We start from the raw sequence: 15786 nt of genomic DNA, 5'->3' as shown, positions 1-15786 counted from the left end.
AATAGAAAGGGCGCTTTCGCGCCCTTCTATATTAATTATCCTTCCTGATTTTCCCCGGCTACCGGCTCGGCACCGGCGGCGGGTTCAATCTCGATGCGATCGACTCGCTGCAAACCGCGGGGCAGCTTGGCGCCGCGGCGGCCGCGCTCGCCGCGATAGTAGTCGAGATCAGAGGGTTTGAGGGTGAGCTTGCGCTTGCCGGCAAACAGGGTGACCGACTGACCCTGCGGGATCACGGCAGCCATCACCACAAACTCTTCCCGTGCTTTCACCCGAGCCGACGGAATGCTGATGAGCTTGTTGCCCTTGCCCTTGCCGAGCACCGGCAGGGTGTTGAGCGGGAACAGCAGCATGCGCCCTTCGTTGGAGATGGCCATGCAGAGATCGGTCTCTGGCGAGCCGATCTTCTGGGGTGCCATCACCTGACCCCCTTCCGGCACGGTGAGCAGCGCCTTGCCGTTCTTGTTCTTGCCGATCAGGTCGTCATAGGTGCAGACAAAGCCGTAACCGGCATCACTGGCGATCAGATACGGCTCACCCTCGTTGCCCATCACCAGATGGCGCACCTCTTCCCCTGCCCCCAGCGCAAAGCGGCCGGTGAGCGGCTCACCCTGACTGCGCGCGGATGGCAAGGTGTGAGATTCGAGGGCGTAGGTTCTTCCCAACGTGGAGAGGAACACCGCCTGCTGGTTGCTGCGGCCACAGGCGTGGGCCAGATAGCTGTCCCCCGCCTTGTAGGAGAGCCCCTCGACATCCACGTCGTGGCCCTTGGCGGCGCGCACCCACCCCTTGTCGGAGAGGATGACGGTGACCGGTTCGCTGGGAATAAGCTCTTTCTCGGTCAGCGCCACGGCGGTGGCACGCTCCACCAGCGGGGTGCGGCGATCGTCGCCGTACTTCTCGGCATCGGCCAGCAGCTCTTTCTTGAGCAGGGTGTTGAGACGACGCTCGGAGCCCAGGATCAGCTCCAGCTTGTCGCGCTCTTCGGCCAGTTCGTTCTGTTCGGCGCGCAGCTTGAACTCTTCGAGCTTGGCCAGATGGCGCAGTTTCAGCTCGAGGATAGCTTCGGCCTGGGTCTCGGTAATGTTGAAGCGCTCCACCATCACCTTGCCCGGCTCATCCTCGGTACGGATGATCTCGATCACCTCGTCGATGTTGAGGTAGGCGATCAGCAAGCCTTCGAGGATGTGCAGGCGAGCCAGCACCTTGTCGAGGCGGAACTGCAGGCGGCGACGCACGGTCTCGCGGCGGAACTGGATCCACTCGCTGAGGATGGTCTTGAGGCACTTCACCTGCGGCCGGTTGTCGAGGCCGAGGATGTTGAGGTTGACCCGGTAGTTCTTCTCCAGATCCGTGGTGGCGAACAGGTGGGCCATCAGCCCCTCAACATCCACCCGGTTGGAGCGCGGCACGATCACCAGACGGGTCGGGTTCTCGTGGTCCGATTCATCGCGCAGGTCGGTGACCATCGGCAGCTTTTTCGCCACCATCTGGGCGGCGATCTGCTCCATGATCTTGGCGCCGGAGGCCTGATGGGGCAGCGCTGTGATGACGATGTCGCCATCCTCCTCGCTCCAGACCGCCCGCTGCTTGATGGAGCCCTTGCCGGTCTCGTAGATTTTGCGGATATCGTCGCGCGGGGTGATGATCTCGGCGTTGGTCGGGTAGTCCGGCCCCTGAATGTGCTGCATCAATGCATCCAGCCCCGCATTGGGGTTGTCGAGCAGCTCGGCACAGGCGTAGGCTACTTCCCGCGCGTTGTGGGGCGGGATGTCGGTCGCCATCCCCACCGCGATACCGGTCACCCCGTTGAGCAGGATGTGCGGCAGGCGGGCGGGCAGCACCACCGGCTCTTTCATGGTGCCGTCGAAGTTCGGCGTCCACTCCACCGTGCCTTGCCCCAGCTCGGAGAGCAGCAGCTCGGAGAAGCGCGACAGCCGCGCCTCGGTATAACGCATGGCGGCGAAGGATTTGGGATCGTCCGGCGCACCCCAGTTACCCTGACCGTCCACCAGCGGGTAGCGGTAGGAGAAGGGCTGGGCCATCAGCACCATGGCTTCATAACAGGCGATGTCGCCGTGGGGGTGGTACTTACCCAGCACGTCACCCACGGTACGGGCGGACTTCTTGTGCTTGGAGAGGGCCGACAACCCCAACTCGCTCATGGCGTAGATGATGCGCCGCTGCACCGGTTTGAGGCCGTCGCCGATATGCGGTAAGGCCCGATCCATGATGACGTACATGGAGTAGTTCAAGTAAGCCTGTTCGGTAAAGGTGCGCATTGGCTGGCGCTCTACCCCGTCCAGACTGAGCTCGATAGCATCACTCATGTGATTTTCTCTTTCGGTTCGGGAGCCGCCACAGGGCGACTCCGGCTAAATGCTTGCCGGCCCCGACAGGGCCAGCCGACAGCTTAAATGATGGCGAGGTTGCCCTTCTCTTCCAGCCACTCGCGGCGATCACCCGCCCGCTTCTTGGCCAGCAGCATGTCCATCAGCTGCAGGGTCTCGTCAGCCGCATCCCCTTCGCTCTCCCCTGCCGGCTCCATAGTGAGCTGCACCAGACGGCGGGTGTTGGGATCCATGGTGGTTTCCCGCAGCTGTTTCGGGTTCATTTCGCCCAAGCCCTTGAATCGGGTCACCATCACCTTGCCTTTCTTCTTCTCGGCTTCGACCCGCTGCAGCACCCCGTTCTTCTCGTCCTCGTCGAGGGCGTAGTAGACCTCTTTACCGATATCGATCCGGTAGAGGGGCGGCATGGCCACATAGACGTGGCCCTTCTCCACCAGCGTGCGGAAGTGCTTCACAAACAGGGCGCAGAGCAGGGTGGCGATGTGCAGACCGTCCGAGTCCGCATCCGCGAGGATGCACACCTTGCCGTAGCGCAGGCCACTGAGGTCGTTGGAGTCGGGGTCGAGACCGATGGCCACCGAGATGTCGTGAACTTCTTGCGAGGCGAGCACCTGACCGGCCTCCACCTCCCAGGTGTTCAGGATCTTGCCGCGCAGCGGCATGATGGCCTGAAACTCGCGATCCCGCGCCTGCTTGGCACTGCCGCCCGCGGAGTCACCCTCCACCAGGAACAGTTCGCCCTGCATGGGGTCGGCGCAGTTACAGTCGGTCAGCTTGCCGGGCAGCGCCGGGCCCTGGGTAATCTTCTTGCGCACCACCGTCTTGGCGGCGCGCATCCGGCGCTGGGCGCTGCTGATACAGATCTCGGCGATCTGCTCCGCCAGCTCGGTGTTGCTGTTGAGGTAGAGGCTGAAGGCATCCTTCACCACGCCGGAGACAAACGCAGAGCTCTGGCGGGAGGAGAGGCGCTCCTTGGTCTGACCGGCAAACTGCGGATCCTGCATCTTGATGGAGAGGATATAGGCGCAGCGATCCCAGATATCTTCCGGCGTCAGCTTGACCCCGCGCGGCAACAGGTTGCGGAACTCGCAGAACTCGCGCATGGCGTCGAGCAGGCCCTGACGCAGGCCGTTGACGTGAGTACCGCCCTGCGCGGTGGGAATGAGGTTCACATAGGATTCGGCAAGGCATTCGCCCCCTTCCGGCAACCAGCAGAGCGCCCAGTCCACCGCCGACTGTTCGGAGCTGAACGAGCCGATAAATGGCTGCTCCGGCAGGCAGGTGAACTGCTTGACCGCGTCGACCAGATAATCCTTGAGGCCATCTTCATAGCACCACTCCAGCTTGATGCCGGTGTTCTTGTCGAGGAACTTGATGGTGAGGCCGGGGCAGAGCACGGCCTTGGCTTTGAGCAGGTGCTCCAGCTTGGTGACCGAGAATTTGGGCGAATCGAAGTAGCTCGCCTGCGGCCAGAAGCGCACCCGGGTGCCGGTATTGCGACGACCGCAGGTGCCGGTGATGGTCAGCTCCTGCACCTTCTCGCCACGCTCGAAGGCGATGTCGTAGACCTGACCGTCCCGACGTACCGTCACCTCGACCCTATCGGAGAGGGCGTTTACGACCGAAATACCCACCCCGTGCAGACCGCCGGAGAACTGGTAGTTCTTGTTGGAGAACTTGCCGCCCGCGTGCAGCTTGCAGAGGATCAGCTCCACCCCGCTGACACCCTCTTCCGGGTGGATATCGACCGGCATGCCGCGGCCGTCGTCGATCACTTCGAGGGACTGGTCTTCATGCAGGATCACCTCCAGATTGCGGGCGTGACCTGCCAGCGCTTCATCGACGCTGTTGTCGATGACCTCCTGGCCGAGGTGGTTGGGCCGGGTGGTGTCGGTATACATGCCGGGGCGGCGACGCACCGGCTCAAGGCCATTGAGGACCTCAATGGCATCCGCATTGTATTGAGTAGACATGGAGGGCCTTGCGAATTGACGTTTGGAGGGAATCTTAACTGCTAGGCGGGGGTAGAACAAACTCCCCGCACCGAAAGCTTGATCTGGAGAAGAACAAGCAGGGCGAGACCGCCCTTATTGACTCAAACCTGACTATAACCCGAGGAAACGGATGATCTGGGCGGGGTAGCGCTCGAACGCCACGAAGGCGTGGTTGCCGCCGCACTCTAGCGAGAGGCGGGCAAAGCGGTATTCATCCAGTGCCTTGCGGTAGTCGAGCACCTCATCCCCCTGCTGTTGCAGGATCCAGAGTCGCTCCGGCGCCGCCACCGGTACCGCCAGTGCCCGCAGCTCATCCATATGTTCAGGCAGCAGTTCATACTGCTCACCGGTATAGGGATTGGTCTGGGGGCCGAGGTAGTCGCAAAGGAGCTCGTGCGGGCGCACCGCCGGATTGATCAGCGCCGCGCGGCAGCCGTACTGTTCGCTCACCCGGGTCGCCATAAAGCCGCCGAGGGAGCTGCCCACGGCGCCGAGCTTGAATTCACTACCATAACGACGCAGCAGATCGGCAATGGTCTGTTCGATAGCCGCCCAAGCCGCCGCCGGCGTATTGGGCTGAGCCGGAATGATCACCTCGATGTCGGGCCGGTTGGCGGCCACCCAGGCAGCCATCTGCTGCGCCTTGGCGGAGCCCGGTGAGGAGTTGAAACCGTGCAGATAAAGGAGAACCGACTTCATGCAATGCGCTCCTCAATAACCGGTGGCGTTGGGGTCGGGCACAAACTGCCCCACCGGCAGGCGCCACACCTCGCTGGCCACCCGCCCATCCGGATAGAGGGTGAGATAGCGCCAGCCCGGGCCGGACTCGTCCAGCGCGAAGCCGTCGGATAGCGGTTTGAACTGAATGCAGGTGGAGGGGCTGGCAATCAGCCGCACCCCGCGGTGCACCTCGTCAAACTCCTGATGGACGTGGCCAAACAGGATGGTCTTCTGCTGCGGATGACGAGCCAGCACGGCGAACAGGTCATCGGCATTCTTGAGATTGTGCTGATCCAGCCAGGCGCAGCCCACCGGTACCGCCTGATGGTGCAGGGTGATAAGAGCGTGGCGATCAGGATATTGGCGCAGGGCGCGGTCGAGGGCGGCCAGCTGGTGATCGCCAATCATGCCGTGGGGTTTGCCGCGCACCTGGGTGTCGAGCAGGATCACCTGCCAGTGGTCGCCCACCAGCTGCTTGGATTCGCTGATCCCGGCGGCATGGAGATATTCGGTCATCAGCGGGCTGTCATCGTGATTGCCCGGCAGCCAGTAGATGGGGCGGCCCAGGGGCGCCATCATGGAGGCGAAACGCTGATAGGATTCCGGGCTGTGATCCTGCGACAGATCGCCGGTCGCCAGAATCACCTCGTAGGGGTGTTCATTGGCCTGCACCTGTTCCAGCACGGCGGCCAGACTCTCTGCGGTGCGCACAGCCAACAGCCGCCCTTCGGCACTCGCGAAGAGGTGGGTGTCGGTAATTTGCAACAGGCGCACACTGCCGTCCTGCGCCTGGGGGAGCTCTGTTTCCAAAATCACGCTTCTTTTTATTTGTTCAACTGGAGATATTGATCGGGCTGGTACCATGTCTGAGACAAAATTTTAGCCATTCGGCCAGAAACAGATTTACCTGCTCCTTTTCGTCCCGCTGGTGCATCTTTTTATTGGGATAATCATAACGTGGTTGCAAACGGGAAATCTGTTGCGCTGCACACACTTCCGCCATCCGCACATCATGATACAAACGAATCTCTATCTGAGCTTGTAAATATTCGGGCAATTCGGGGTTGTGCTGGCTCAGGATCACCTGATTGGTGAAGCGACTCTCGCCAATGATGGTGAGCTGGAACTGCAGATCGTTGCCGACCCGATAGCGGCGCTCGGCCCCGACTTCCCCATCTGGCGGCAGAAGTTTCATCAATGCCATGTAGTTGACCTCGCAAGTTCTCTGCAAAGACATCAAATCCGGCACATAACGTTTGGTCCGGGATTGAACTAACGGCATCGCAAAGCTCCATCAATCAACACCCGTGAGTAGTTGACCTCGCAGGTTCGCTGCAAGGACATCAGATCAGGCACATAGCGCCTGCTCTGTTGCAGGGTCAGCGCCACCTCAGCGATCCGCCAGCCAGCGGGCGCGCAGCTCGCCATGGTTGAGAGCAAGCCACTGCAGGGCGATGACCGAGGCCGCATTGTCGATGCGCCCCTCTTTGAGCCAGGCATAGGCCTGCTCGCGGCTCACCACGTGGACCCGGATATCTTCGCCCTCATCCGCCAGCCCGTGCAGTCCCTCGGCCTTGCTGGCATCCACCTCGCCCACAAAGACCTCGATCCGCTCGGTGCTACCGCCCGGGCTCACCAGATAGCTGATGGCATGCTCGCAGCGGGCAACCTCGATACCGGCCTCTTCCACCGCTTCGCGACGCACCACCGCCTCGGCGGTCTCACCTTCGTCGATGATGCCGGCCACCAGCTCCAGCAGCCAGGGGGTCGGACTGGTCTCCATGGCGCCGATGCGGAACTGCTCCACCAGCACGATCTGGTCGCGCACCGGATCATAGGGCAGCAGCGCGGCAGCATGGCCCCGCTCGAACAGCTCGCGCACGATGGGCTGGTTCCAGCCACCTGCAAATAACCGATGCTGCAGACGATAGACATTCACCTTGAAGAAGCCGTTATATCCAGCTGATTTTTCAATGATTTTCACATCATCGGCGGCGTAATGCCGATCTTGCGGCAAGGGTTGCTGCGACATCCGGGGCTCCCGTCAGCTTGACTTGTATCAGTTTGACCATAAAATCCGAGGAACATGAATGAACGTTCATTCACTCGGCGTGCCATGGTAATGAGGGGTGGATTTTAGCAGCCACAGACCATTTGGCTAGGCGCGCGGGGAGAAAACTGCGTCCGGTTCTTGACGTTCCCGTCACCGGACCTGAGACTCTTAGCATTAAATTTTGCTTATAGTAGAGTGATTAAGCTGCAATCAAGCTTGGTCGGTGACAATATTTGCCTCTCCAGCAACCAGTTTGGGTTACTACATAAGGTTAAAACGATCTATGAAAAGAACACTTTTGTCAGTCATGGTGTTGCTGGGCGTCAGTGCCGGTGCCCATGCCGAAAACCTGCTCGACATCTACCAGCAAGCCCAGATCAAAGACCCGCAGTTGCTGCAGTCCAAAGCCGTTCGCGACCAGGCCTTCGAGAAGATCAACGAATCCCGTGCCCCTCTGCTGCCCCAGATCGATCTGGGTGCCGGGCTCAATTATCTGCAAAACAAGAACGATACCCAGAGCAATACCAACGCCAAGGGTGAAGTGACGCTGTCGCAATCCCTCTATCGTCGCAGTAACTGGGTCAATCTGGATATCAGCGAGAAGCAGGCCACCCAGTCAGATGTCGCCTACAACCTCGAGATCCAGAACCTGATGGTGCGCACCGCCAAAGCCTACTTTGATGTGCTCAAGGCGATGGATACCCTGGAGTTCGTCCGTGCCAACAAGGTTGCGGTAGAGCGTCAGCTGGAGCAAACCCAGCAGCGTTTCGAAGTGGGCCTGACCGCCATCACCGACGTTCATGAAGCCGAAGCCTCCCGCGACCAGGCGCTGGCTGACGAGATCAATGCCGAAAACTCGCTGGACAACAGCTACGAGACCCTGCGCGAGCTGACCGGTATCGATCACCGCAATCTGGACGTGCTGAACACCGATCGTTTCAGCCCGCAAAAGACCGCCTTCGGCTCCGACAAGTGGCTGGAGCTGGCGCTGGACAAGAACCTGCAACTGCACAGTGCCCGCATCAGCAAGGACATTGCCAAGGAGCAGATCGATCTGGCCAAAACCGGCCATGAGCCGACGCTGGATCTGGGTGCCGGACTGCAAACCAGTAATACCGATTACAAGCTTGATAACATTCCGGGCGGCAATGACAATCAGGCCAATATCGGTCTGACCTTCAAGCTGCCCATCTACAGCGGTGGCGCCACCAGCTCCAAGGTGAAACAGGCTCAATACAACTACGTAGCGGCCAGTGAACTGCTGGAGAAGAACTTCCGCTCGGTGCAGAGCACAGTGCGCTCCTCCTACAACAACGTGAACGCCAGCATCGGCTCGGTGCGCGCCTACAGCCAGTCTGTGGTCTCCGCCGACAGCGCCCTGAAGGCGACCGAAGCCGGTTACGAAGTGGGTACCCGTACCATCGTCGACGTGCTGGACTCTACTCGCAAGCTGTACGAGGCCAAGCAGAAGCTCTCCGAAGCCCGTTACAACTACATTCTCAATATCCTGAGCCTGAAACAGGCTGCCGGTATTCTGGAAGCGCAGGATCTGGTGGAAGTGAACCAGGGCCTGATGCCTGCCACGGCAAAAGCCAAGGGCTGATAGCCGCTATCGGGAATGAAAAAGGCGACCGCAAGGTCGCCTTTTTGTTATCCGTATTTCTGTCGGCTTGCAGCCGCCGATAGCGAGCCCCGCCAGATTGCGGGGCCAGCAGAACGTTAGCCGCGCTCGCGGATCGTCTTGATGATGTCGGTGGTAGAGCAGCCATCCTCGAAGTTGAGGACGCGTACCTCACCGCCATTGGCGGTCACCTCGGCGTAACCGGCGATATCTTCCGGCTTGTAGTCGCCACCCTTGACCAACAGGTCGGGCAGGATTTCGGCGATCAGGCGCTGCGGGGTATCTTCACCAAATGGCACAACCCAATCCACCGCGCCCAGCGCAGCAAGCACCGCCATGCGGCGCTCGGTCGGGTTGACCGGACGACCCGGCCCTTTCAGACGGCGAACCGACTCGTCGGTATTGACCGCCACGATCAGGCGATCCCCCAGCTTGCCAGCGTTGGCCAGATAGGAGACATGGCCAGCATGCAGGATATCGAAGCAACCGTTGGTCATCACTACCTTCTCGCCGCGCAGACGGGCGGCACGAACCGCTACTTTCAGCTGGGCTTCGGACATCACGCCGAAGCCGGTCTCCTGCTCGGTATAGAGGGCGTTGGCCAGCTCGACCGGGCTAACGGTAGAGGTACCCAGCTTGCCGACCACAATACCGGCAGCGGTATTGGCCAGCGCACAGGCTTCGTCCAGGCTCTTGCCTGCCGCCAGTGAGGTAGCCAGAGTGGAGATGACGGTATCACCGGCACCGGTCACATCATAAACCTCGTGAGCCTGAGCTGGCAGATGCAGCTCCGGCTGACCTTCGCGGATCAGGGTCATGCCGTTCTCGGAACGGGTGACCAGCAGGGCATCCAGCTCGAAACGCTTGACCAGATCCAGCCCCTTGGCGACCAGCTCCTCTTCGCTCTTCACCTTGCCCACCACGGCCTCGAACTCGGACATGTTGGGGGTCAGCAGGGTGGCACCGCGATACTTCTCGAAGTCGGTCCCCTTGGGATCGACCAGCACCGGAATACCGGCGGCACGGGCGCGCTGGATCATACCGGGCACATCGTTGAGAGCACCCTTGCCATAGTCGGAAAGGATCATCACGTCGCTGTTTGGCAGCGCCTGCTCAACCTTGCTCATCAGCAGGGTGGCATCGACGGAGTGGAAGGGCTCTTCAAAGTCCAGACGCAGCAGCTGCTGGTTGCGTGACAGCACCCGCAGCTTGGTGATAGTAGGGAAGTCGGCCAGACGAACGAAGTCACAGGCCACCTTGACGCCAGCCATCTGGCCAGCCAGCGCATCGGCCGCTTCATCCTGACCGGTCAGGCCAAGCAGCACAGCGTGGGCGCCAAGGGCAGCGGAGTTGAGGGCCACGTTGGCTGCGCCACCGGGACGCTCCTCAATGTGTTCAACCTTGACCACGGGCACCGGCGCCTCGGGGGAGATCCGACCGGTAGGGCCATGCCAGTAACGGTCCAACATGACATCGCCAACGACCAGAACGCGGGCTTTTTCAAAATCGGGCAGGGTGATCTTCATCTGTATCGACTCTCAAAACCTGAAAAATCAGCGGGCGATTTTATCACACTCTTTTATCCGGTGTAGAAAAAGCCGACCGCAGTTGCCGCCGCTGTCACGCTAACCGGACGCAGGCTACCCCTCTGACCAGCACACAGCCATTCGCCCCTGCCCCCCCTTTTCGGCTAGAATCCCCCGATTGTGTTTACGAACAAGAGATTAGCCATGGCCCATGACAACGCTCCCCGCCTGGAGCCCCGCCTGTTTCATCCCCGTTACTGGGCCAGCTGGTTCGGCCTAGGCCTGCTCTGGCTGCTGACCCTGCTGCCGTGGCGTAGCCAGATGTGGCTGGGCCGTCAGCTCGGTCGTCTCGCCGCCAGGATATTGAAGTCCCGGGTCAAGATTGCCCGTCGCAATCTGGAGCTGGCGATACCCGAGCTGCCCCGGGATGAGCGGGAGAAACTGCTTAAGGCCAACTTCGAGAGCGTGGGCTGCGCCGTGTTCGAGGTGGGGATCGCCTGGTTCTGGCCAGACTGGCGGATGCGCAACCTGATGAAGGTGGAAGGGGAAGAGCACGTCATCGCCGCCATGGAAAAAGGTCAGGGCATGCTGCTGCTCTCCTGCCACTTCCTGACGCTGGAACTCAACGCCCGCTGTTTCGGGCTGGTTCGCCCAGGGGTCGGGGTCTATCGCCCCAACACCAACCCGGTACTGGAGTATGCCCAGTACCACGGCCGCTGCGCCTCCAACAAATATCTGGTGGACCGGATGGATGTGAAGGGGATGATCAAGGCGCTGCGCAACGGCGACGCCCTATGGTATGCACCGGATCACGACTACGGCTCCCACGCCAGCGTGTTCGTGCCTTACTTCGCGGTAGAGCAGGCCGCCACCATCACCGGCACCGCCACCCTGGCGCGGGTGAAGAACACCGTCACTCTGCCCTGCTACAACATCCGCACCAGCGAGGGTTACACCCTGCATATCGGCGCGCCGCTCGCCGACTACCCGAGCGGGGATGACATGGTCGATGCGGCTCGCGCCAACCGAGAGATTGAAGCAGCCGTGCGCAAGGCGCCAGAGCAGTACATGTGGCTCCATCGCCGCTTCAAGACCCGCCCCTCCCCCGAGGATGCCGGTTTCTACTAAACCGCAGCCACCGACATGGGATAGCTCGTAAAAACCGACAAACCGCCTGCTGGCGGTTTGTTTTTATCTGCAATCTGGCCTGCGCGGCAAACAAGCGCCCCGAACATCTGCCGCTCGATAGCATCCTGCATGTTGGCGCCCATTCCCATCAATCAGCCGCAAAAGAGCCCTCATCACCGACCGTAAAAACTGAAAGCGGGTTACAAATTTATTGATTCATTGGTAAGCAATGGAGTATTTCGATAGATCCATCGCCACTACCCACTGATGAGTAATTGAGTAATTTGTCCCATTCGAATACAAAAATTAAATTTGTGACGAAAGTCACTATTCAACAAGAGAGCTACAAAACAACTTTAGTGATTTGAGTCACAAAAAATGACCATACAAAACAGAAAAGATCGAAATGTAGCCGAATTACAGCATGGGAATGTGATGTGGGTCACTGGTTATGGAGGGGGTATCGCTGGGTATCCGAGATCTGGATCACAAGACACCCCGTTTTCAGCCTAATTTGATATCAAGCTGGTAGATTGAAGTTGCTTAGACGACCGGGATGGAGGTTCGGCAAAACCGGCCATCCCGACTACCACTTTTAATCAAACAGGCTTAAAACGGGGTCCCGACATGTTATCACCGGATACCAAAGTCAAGATACAGAATTTTGGACGCTTCCTGTCCAATATGGTCATGCCCAACATAGGCGCCTTTATCGCCTGGGGCTTTATCACCGCCCTCTTTATCCCCACCGGCTGGCTACCCAATGAAACCTTGGCCAAGCTGGTCGGCCCCATGATCACCTACCTGCTGCCGCTGCTGATCGGCTACACCGGCGGCAAGCTGATGGGCGGTGAGCGCGGCGGCGTGGTTGGTGCCATCACCACCATGGGTGTCATCGTGGGCACCGATATCCCCATGTTCATGGGCGCCATGATGGTCGGCCCGCTCGGTGGCTGGGCCATCAAGCGCTTCGACAAGGCGATGGACGGTCGCGTCAAGAGCGGCTTCGAGATGCTGGTCAACAACTTCTCCGCCGGCCTTATCGGCATGCTGCTGGCCATCCTCGCCTTCTTCGTGATTGGCCCCTTCGTCAAGGTGCTCTCCGGCCTGCTGGCCGGTGGCGTCGGCTTCCTGGTGGAAAACCACATGCTGCCGCTCACCTCCATCTTCGTCGAACCGGCCAAGATCCTGTTCCTCAACAACGCCATCAACCACGGCATCTTCTCGCCGCTGGGGATCCAGCAGGCGACCGAGCACGGCAGCTCTATCTTCTTCCTGATTGAAGCGAACCCGGGCCCGGGCATGGGCGTGCTGCTGGCCTACATGGTGTTCGGCCGCGGCGCCGCCAAGCAGTCCGCTGCAGGTGCCTCCATCATTCACTTCTTCGGCGGCATCCACGAGATCTACTTCCCGTATGTGCTGATGAACCCGCGCCTCATTCTGGCGGTGATCGCCGGCGGCATGACCGGGGTCTTTACCCTGACCCTGTTCAATGCAGGTCTGGTCTCCCCTGCCTCACCGGGTTCCATCTTCGCAGTGTTGTTGATGACGCCGAAAGCTTCCCTGATCGGGGTCGCCCTCTCCATCATCAGCGCCGCTCTGGTCTCCTTCCTGGTCGCCGCCGTGTTCGTTCGCGCCCAGCAGCCGGAAGCGGACGAGGCCGATGCCCTCGGTGAAGCCACTCGCAAGATGAAAGCCATGAAGGGCGGCAAACCCGAAACCGCAGCGGCCAAGAAGCCGGGTGGCGAACTGATGGCGGTACGCAATATCGTGGTCGCCTGCGATGCGGGCATGGGCTCCAGCGCCATGGGCGCCGGCATGCTGCGCAAGCGGGTGCAGGCCGCAGGGCTCGATATCAGCGTCACCAACCGCGCCATCGATCAGCTCGACGATCAGGTGGACTGGGTCATCACCCACAAGGATCTGACCGAGCGGGCCCGTCGCCATGCGCCGAACGCTCACCATATCTCGCTCACCAACTTCCTCGACAACGGCCTCTATCAGGAGCTGGTACAGAGCCTGAGCCGCGCCGCCAACGATGACGTCGCCAACCCGCAACTGCTGGTGGCCGCCAACGACGACAGCTATGAGCCGCAAGCTGCCGAAGTCTTTACCCTGAGCCGTCATGACGTGCATCTGGGACTGAAAGCGGACAACAAGGAGGCCGCCATCCTGACCGCAGGCCGACTGCTGGCCGAGCGCGGCTACGTGGCCCCCGACTACGTCAACGCCATGCTGGAGCGCGAACAACTGGTCTCCACCTACCTCGGCGAATCCATCGCCGTGCCGCACGGCACCATCGCCGCCAAGGAGTTTGTGAAGCGTACCGGCATCGTCATCTGCCAGTACCCGGCCGGGGTCGCCTTTGGCGAGGCTGCCGATGAGGTAGCGCGGCTGGTGATCGGCATCGCCGCCCGCAACGACGAACACATGCAGGTGATAACCCGCCTGACCAATGCACTGGATGAACCCGGTCTCATCGACCGGCTGGCCAGCACCACGGATCCCCAGGCCTTCCTGGATCTGCTGGGCGCCGAACAGGCTGCGTAATCATCTTTCATCGTCTTTGGTTCAAGAGGTTAATATCATGAAAACATTGCATTTTGGTGCTGGTAACATCGGTCGTGGCTTTATCGGTAAAGTGCTGGCGGATGCCAGCCATCAGGTCACCTTCGCCGACGTCAACGACACCCTGATCGACCAGCTCAACCACCGCCAGGAGTACAAGGTCCATGTGGTGGGAGCGGATCAGAAGCTGGACGTGGTGCGCAACGTGGCGGCGGTGAGCTCCGCCGGTCACGAGGTGATCGCCCGTATCATCACTGCCGATCTGGTCACCACGGCAGTGGGCCCCAACATTCTGGACAAGATTGCCAGTACCCTTGCCAAGGGGCTGCAGGCCCGTTTCGATGCTGGCAACCTGACTCCGCTCAACGTCATCGCCTGCGAAAACATGGTGCGCGGCACCAGCCACCTCAAGCGGGAGGTACTCAAGTACCTGCCGGTCGCGTATCATGCCACGCTCGAATCCTGTATCGGCTTCGTCGACTCGGCGGTGGATCGCATCGTGCCGCCCGCCGCGGCTGCCAACGATGATCCACTGGAAGTGACGGTAGAGAGCTTCAGCGAGTGGATCGTCGACCAGACCCAGTTCAAGGGGGAACTGCCACAGGTGGCGGGCATGGAGCCCACCGATAACCTGATGGCCTTCGTCGAGCGCAAGCTGTTCACCCTCAACACCGGCCACATCGTCACCGCCTACCTAGGTAAACTGCGGGGCTACCGCACCGTGCGCGAGGCGATCGAGGATCCGGTGATCCGCAGCAAGGTACGCCGCGCCATGGAGGAGAGTGGTGCCGTGCTGGTGAAACGCTACGGCTTCGACCCGCGCCTGCACGCCGCCTACATCGAGAAGATCCTGGCCCGCTTCGCCAACCCCTATCTGGTGGACGAGATTGACCGGGTCGGTCGTCAGCCACTGCGCAAGCTGGCGGCGGGGGATCGACTGGTGAAGCCGCTGCTGGGCACCCTGGAGTACGGCCTGCCCAACGAGCAGTTGCAGGAAGGGATCGCCGCGGCGCTCCACTATCGCAATGCCGATGATCCGCAGGCGGTGGAGTTGCAAGCCCTGCTGGCGGAGCTGGGCCCGGCGAAAGCGTTGGCCCGCGTCACCGGACTGGATGAAGAGAGCGAAGTGGTTCGCGCCATTGTCGCCCGTTACGAAACCCTGTAATAACCCTGCTTGCGGCGCATTCAGCCACCACTGATAGCGCGCCAAGCGCTTGAATGGCAAGGGAATGTGCCCCATATGATAAAAACCGGGAGAGAGGCCCACTCTCTCCCTGTCAGCTGGACCCAATGCACCTATGACCACACACCAGGAAGATGAAGTACTGGAACGACTGAACGAGCAGGATGGCCCCCGCGGCTTCTTTCTCGAAGCCGTGACCATCCTGGAAGAGGCGGTCGACTCCCTGATGCGACGCGCGTTCCGTCAGGAGGAGTATGCCGTCAAATACGCCATCGAACCCCTGCTCAACCAGAGCGGCCCCCTCGGCCAGCTGGAGGTGCGCCTCAAGCTCATCTTCGCCCTCGGCCTCATCTCACTCGAGCGCTATCAGGATATCGAAGCCTATATCAAGATCCGCGACTTTCTGGTGCGCGACCCCAAGGATTACCGCTTCAGCGACAAGCCGATCCGCGATCTGCTCGACCGCCTGCACGGGGTCAATCAGGGCGGCATGATGAAGCTGGAGCCCCCCGCCAGCGAAGAGGATTGGGCCTTCTACCAGATGCAGCTCAACCGGCTCGATCAGATGGTGCGCTCCGCACTGGTACTGGCGCTGGCCGACTGTGTCGGCGAGCTCCACAAGGAGAGCCCCATCTAATCCGG

General features: G+C 60.7%; 12 protein-coding genes. 5 read left to right on the top strand and 7 right to left on the bottom strand.

What is annotated here, in order from left to right; genetic code table 11:
* Positions 1-35: 35 nt before the first annotated feature.
* The 6 genes from parC to nudF form a co-directional block, all read right to left on the bottom strand.
* On the bottom strand, positions 36-2330 hold the full coding sequence (parC, locus tag ACTG2W_RS16105) for a DNA topoisomerase IV subunit A (protein ID WP_368215485.1): 2295 nt from the start codon (positions 2328-2330) through the stop codon (positions 36-38).
* 83 nt (positions 2331-2413) lie between these two features.
* Positions 2414-4324: a DNA topoisomerase IV subunit B gene (parE, locus tag ACTG2W_RS16100; protein WP_106844056.1), complete on the bottom strand. Its 1911-nt coding sequence runs from the start codon at positions 4322-4324 to the stop codon at positions 2414-2416.
* 132 nt (positions 4325-4456) lie between these two features.
* Complete coding sequence (locus ACTG2W_RS16095; RefSeq protein WP_213389264.1) at positions 4457-5044, bottom strand: YqiA/YcfP family alpha/beta fold hydrolase; 588 nt, start codon at positions 5042-5044, stop codon at positions 4457-4459.
* A gap of 12 nt (positions 5045-5056) precedes the next feature.
* Entirely contained in the window at positions 5057-5875 is an 819-nt protein-coding gene (gene cpdA / locus ACTG2W_RS16090; RefSeq protein ID WP_041202814.1) for a 3',5'-cyclic-AMP phosphodiesterase, read from the bottom strand.
* A 22-nt stretch (positions 5876-5897) separates the two neighbouring features.
* The gene (locus tag ACTG2W_RS16085; protein WP_042052480.1) at positions 5898-6347 is read right to left on the bottom strand and encodes a DUF1249 domain-containing protein; all 450 of its coding nucleotides are present in this window, start codon (positions 6345-6347) and stop codon (positions 5898-5900) included.
* 108 nt (positions 6348-6455) lie between these two features.
* Complete coding sequence (gene nudF, locus ACTG2W_RS16080) at positions 6456-7097, bottom strand: ADP-ribose diphosphatase (protein ID WP_005335901.1); 642 nt, start codon at positions 7095-7097, stop codon at positions 6456-6458.
* Positions 7098-7401: 304 nt separating this feature from the next.
* Here nudF and tolC point away from each other — a divergent pair, with 304 nt between their 5' ends.
* Positions 7402-8721: an outer membrane channel protein TolC gene (gene tolC, locus ACTG2W_RS16075; RefSeq protein ID WP_088868419.1), complete on the top strand. Its 1320-nt coding sequence runs from the start codon at positions 7402-7404 to the stop codon at positions 8719-8721.
* 116 nt (positions 8722-8837) lie between these two features.
* Here the strand turns inward: tolC and hldE are convergent, their stop codons facing one another.
* On the bottom strand, positions 8838-10265 hold the full coding sequence (gene hldE / locus ACTG2W_RS16070; protein WP_005335903.1) for a bifunctional D-glycero-beta-D-manno-heptose-7-phosphate kinase/D-glycero-beta-D-manno-heptose 1-phosphate adenylyltransferase HldE: 1428 nt from the start codon (positions 10263-10265) through the stop codon (positions 8838-8840).
* Between the two features lie 204 nt (positions 10266-10469).
* On the opposite strand from hldE, the gene lpxL reads away from it, so the two are divergent.
* From lpxL to ACTG2W_RS16050, 4 genes are all read left to right on the top strand, one after another.
* Positions 10470-11393, top strand: coding sequence for an LpxL/LpxP family Kdo(2)-lipid IV(A) lauroyl/palmitoleoyl acyltransferase (gene lpxL / locus ACTG2W_RS16065; RefSeq protein ID WP_106844054.1), 924 nt, complete (start codon positions 10470-10472; stop codon positions 11391-11393).
* A 627-nt stretch (positions 11394-12020) separates the two neighbouring features.
* On the top strand, positions 12021-13943 hold the full coding sequence (locus ACTG2W_RS16060; protein WP_236289862.1) for a PTS mannitol transporter subunit IICBA: 1923 nt from the start codon (positions 12021-12023) through the stop codon (positions 13941-13943).
* A 37-nt stretch (positions 13944-13980) separates the two neighbouring features.
* Positions 13981-15126 (top strand): mannitol-1-phosphate 5-dehydrogenase, encoded by a 1146-nt coding sequence (locus tag ACTG2W_RS16055; protein WP_005363105.1) that lies wholly within the window; start codon positions 13981-13983, stop codon positions 15124-15126.
* Positions 15127-15259: 133 nt separating this feature from the next.
* Entirely contained in the window at positions 15260-15781 is a 522-nt protein-coding gene (locus tag ACTG2W_RS16050) for an MltR family transcriptional regulator (RefSeq protein WP_005335907.1), read from the top strand.
* Positions 15782-15786 lie beyond the last annotated feature (5 nt).

The organism is Aeromonas sp. 96A (genome assembly GCF_051919165.1).
Taxonomy (GTDB): Bacteria; Pseudomonadota; Gammaproteobacteria; order Enterobacterales; family Aeromonadaceae; genus Aeromonas; species Aeromonas veronii.
The sequence above is the reverse complement of the archived record's forward strand: the minus strand, read 5'-3'. Positions and strand labels throughout refer to the sequence as shown.

What these genes read in the sequence shown, in the direction of transcription:
- parC (WP_368215485.1), bottom strand. Translation starts at nt 2,330, where the DNA reads ATGAGTGATGCTATCGAGCTCAGTCTGGACGGGGTAGAGCGCCAGCCA.
- parE (WP_106844056.1), bottom strand. Translation starts at nt 4,324, where the DNA reads ATGTCTACTCAATACAATGCGGATGCCATTGAGGTCCTCAATGGCCTT.
- ACTG2W_RS16095 (WP_213389264.1), bottom strand. Translation starts at nt 5,044, where the DNA reads ATGAAGTCGGTTCTCCTTTATCTGCACGGTTTCAACTCCTCACCGGGC.
- ACTG2W_RS16085 (WP_042052480.1), bottom strand. Translation starts at nt 6,347, where the DNA reads ATGCCGTTAGTTCAATCCCGGACCAAACGTTATGTGCCGGATTTGATG.
- nudF (WP_005335901.1), bottom strand. Translation starts at nt 7,097, where the DNA reads ATGTCGCAGCAACCCTTGCCGCAAGATCGGCATTACGCCGCCGATGAT.
- tolC (WP_088868419.1), top strand. Translation starts at nt 7,402, where the DNA reads ATGAAAAGAACACTTTTGTCAGTCATGGTGTTGCTGGGCGTCAGTGCC.
- hldE (WP_005335903.1), bottom strand. Translation starts at nt 10,265, where the DNA reads ATGAAGATCACCCTGCCCGATTTTGAAAAAGCCCGCGTTCTGGTCGTT.
- lpxL (WP_106844054.1), top strand. Translation starts at nt 10,470, where the DNA reads ATGGCCCATGACAACGCTCCCCGCCTGGAGCCCCGCCTGTTTCATCCC.
- ACTG2W_RS16060 (WP_236289862.1), top strand. Translation starts at nt 12,021, where the DNA reads ATGTTATCACCGGATACCAAAGTCAAGATACAGAATTTTGGACGCTTC.
- ACTG2W_RS16055 (WP_005363105.1), top strand. Translation starts at nt 13,981, where the DNA reads ATGAAAACATTGCATTTTGGTGCTGGTAACATCGGTCGTGGCTTTATC.
- ACTG2W_RS16050 (WP_005335907.1), top strand. Translation starts at nt 15,260, where the DNA reads ATGACCACACACCAGGAAGATGAAGTACTGGAACGACTGAACGAGCAG.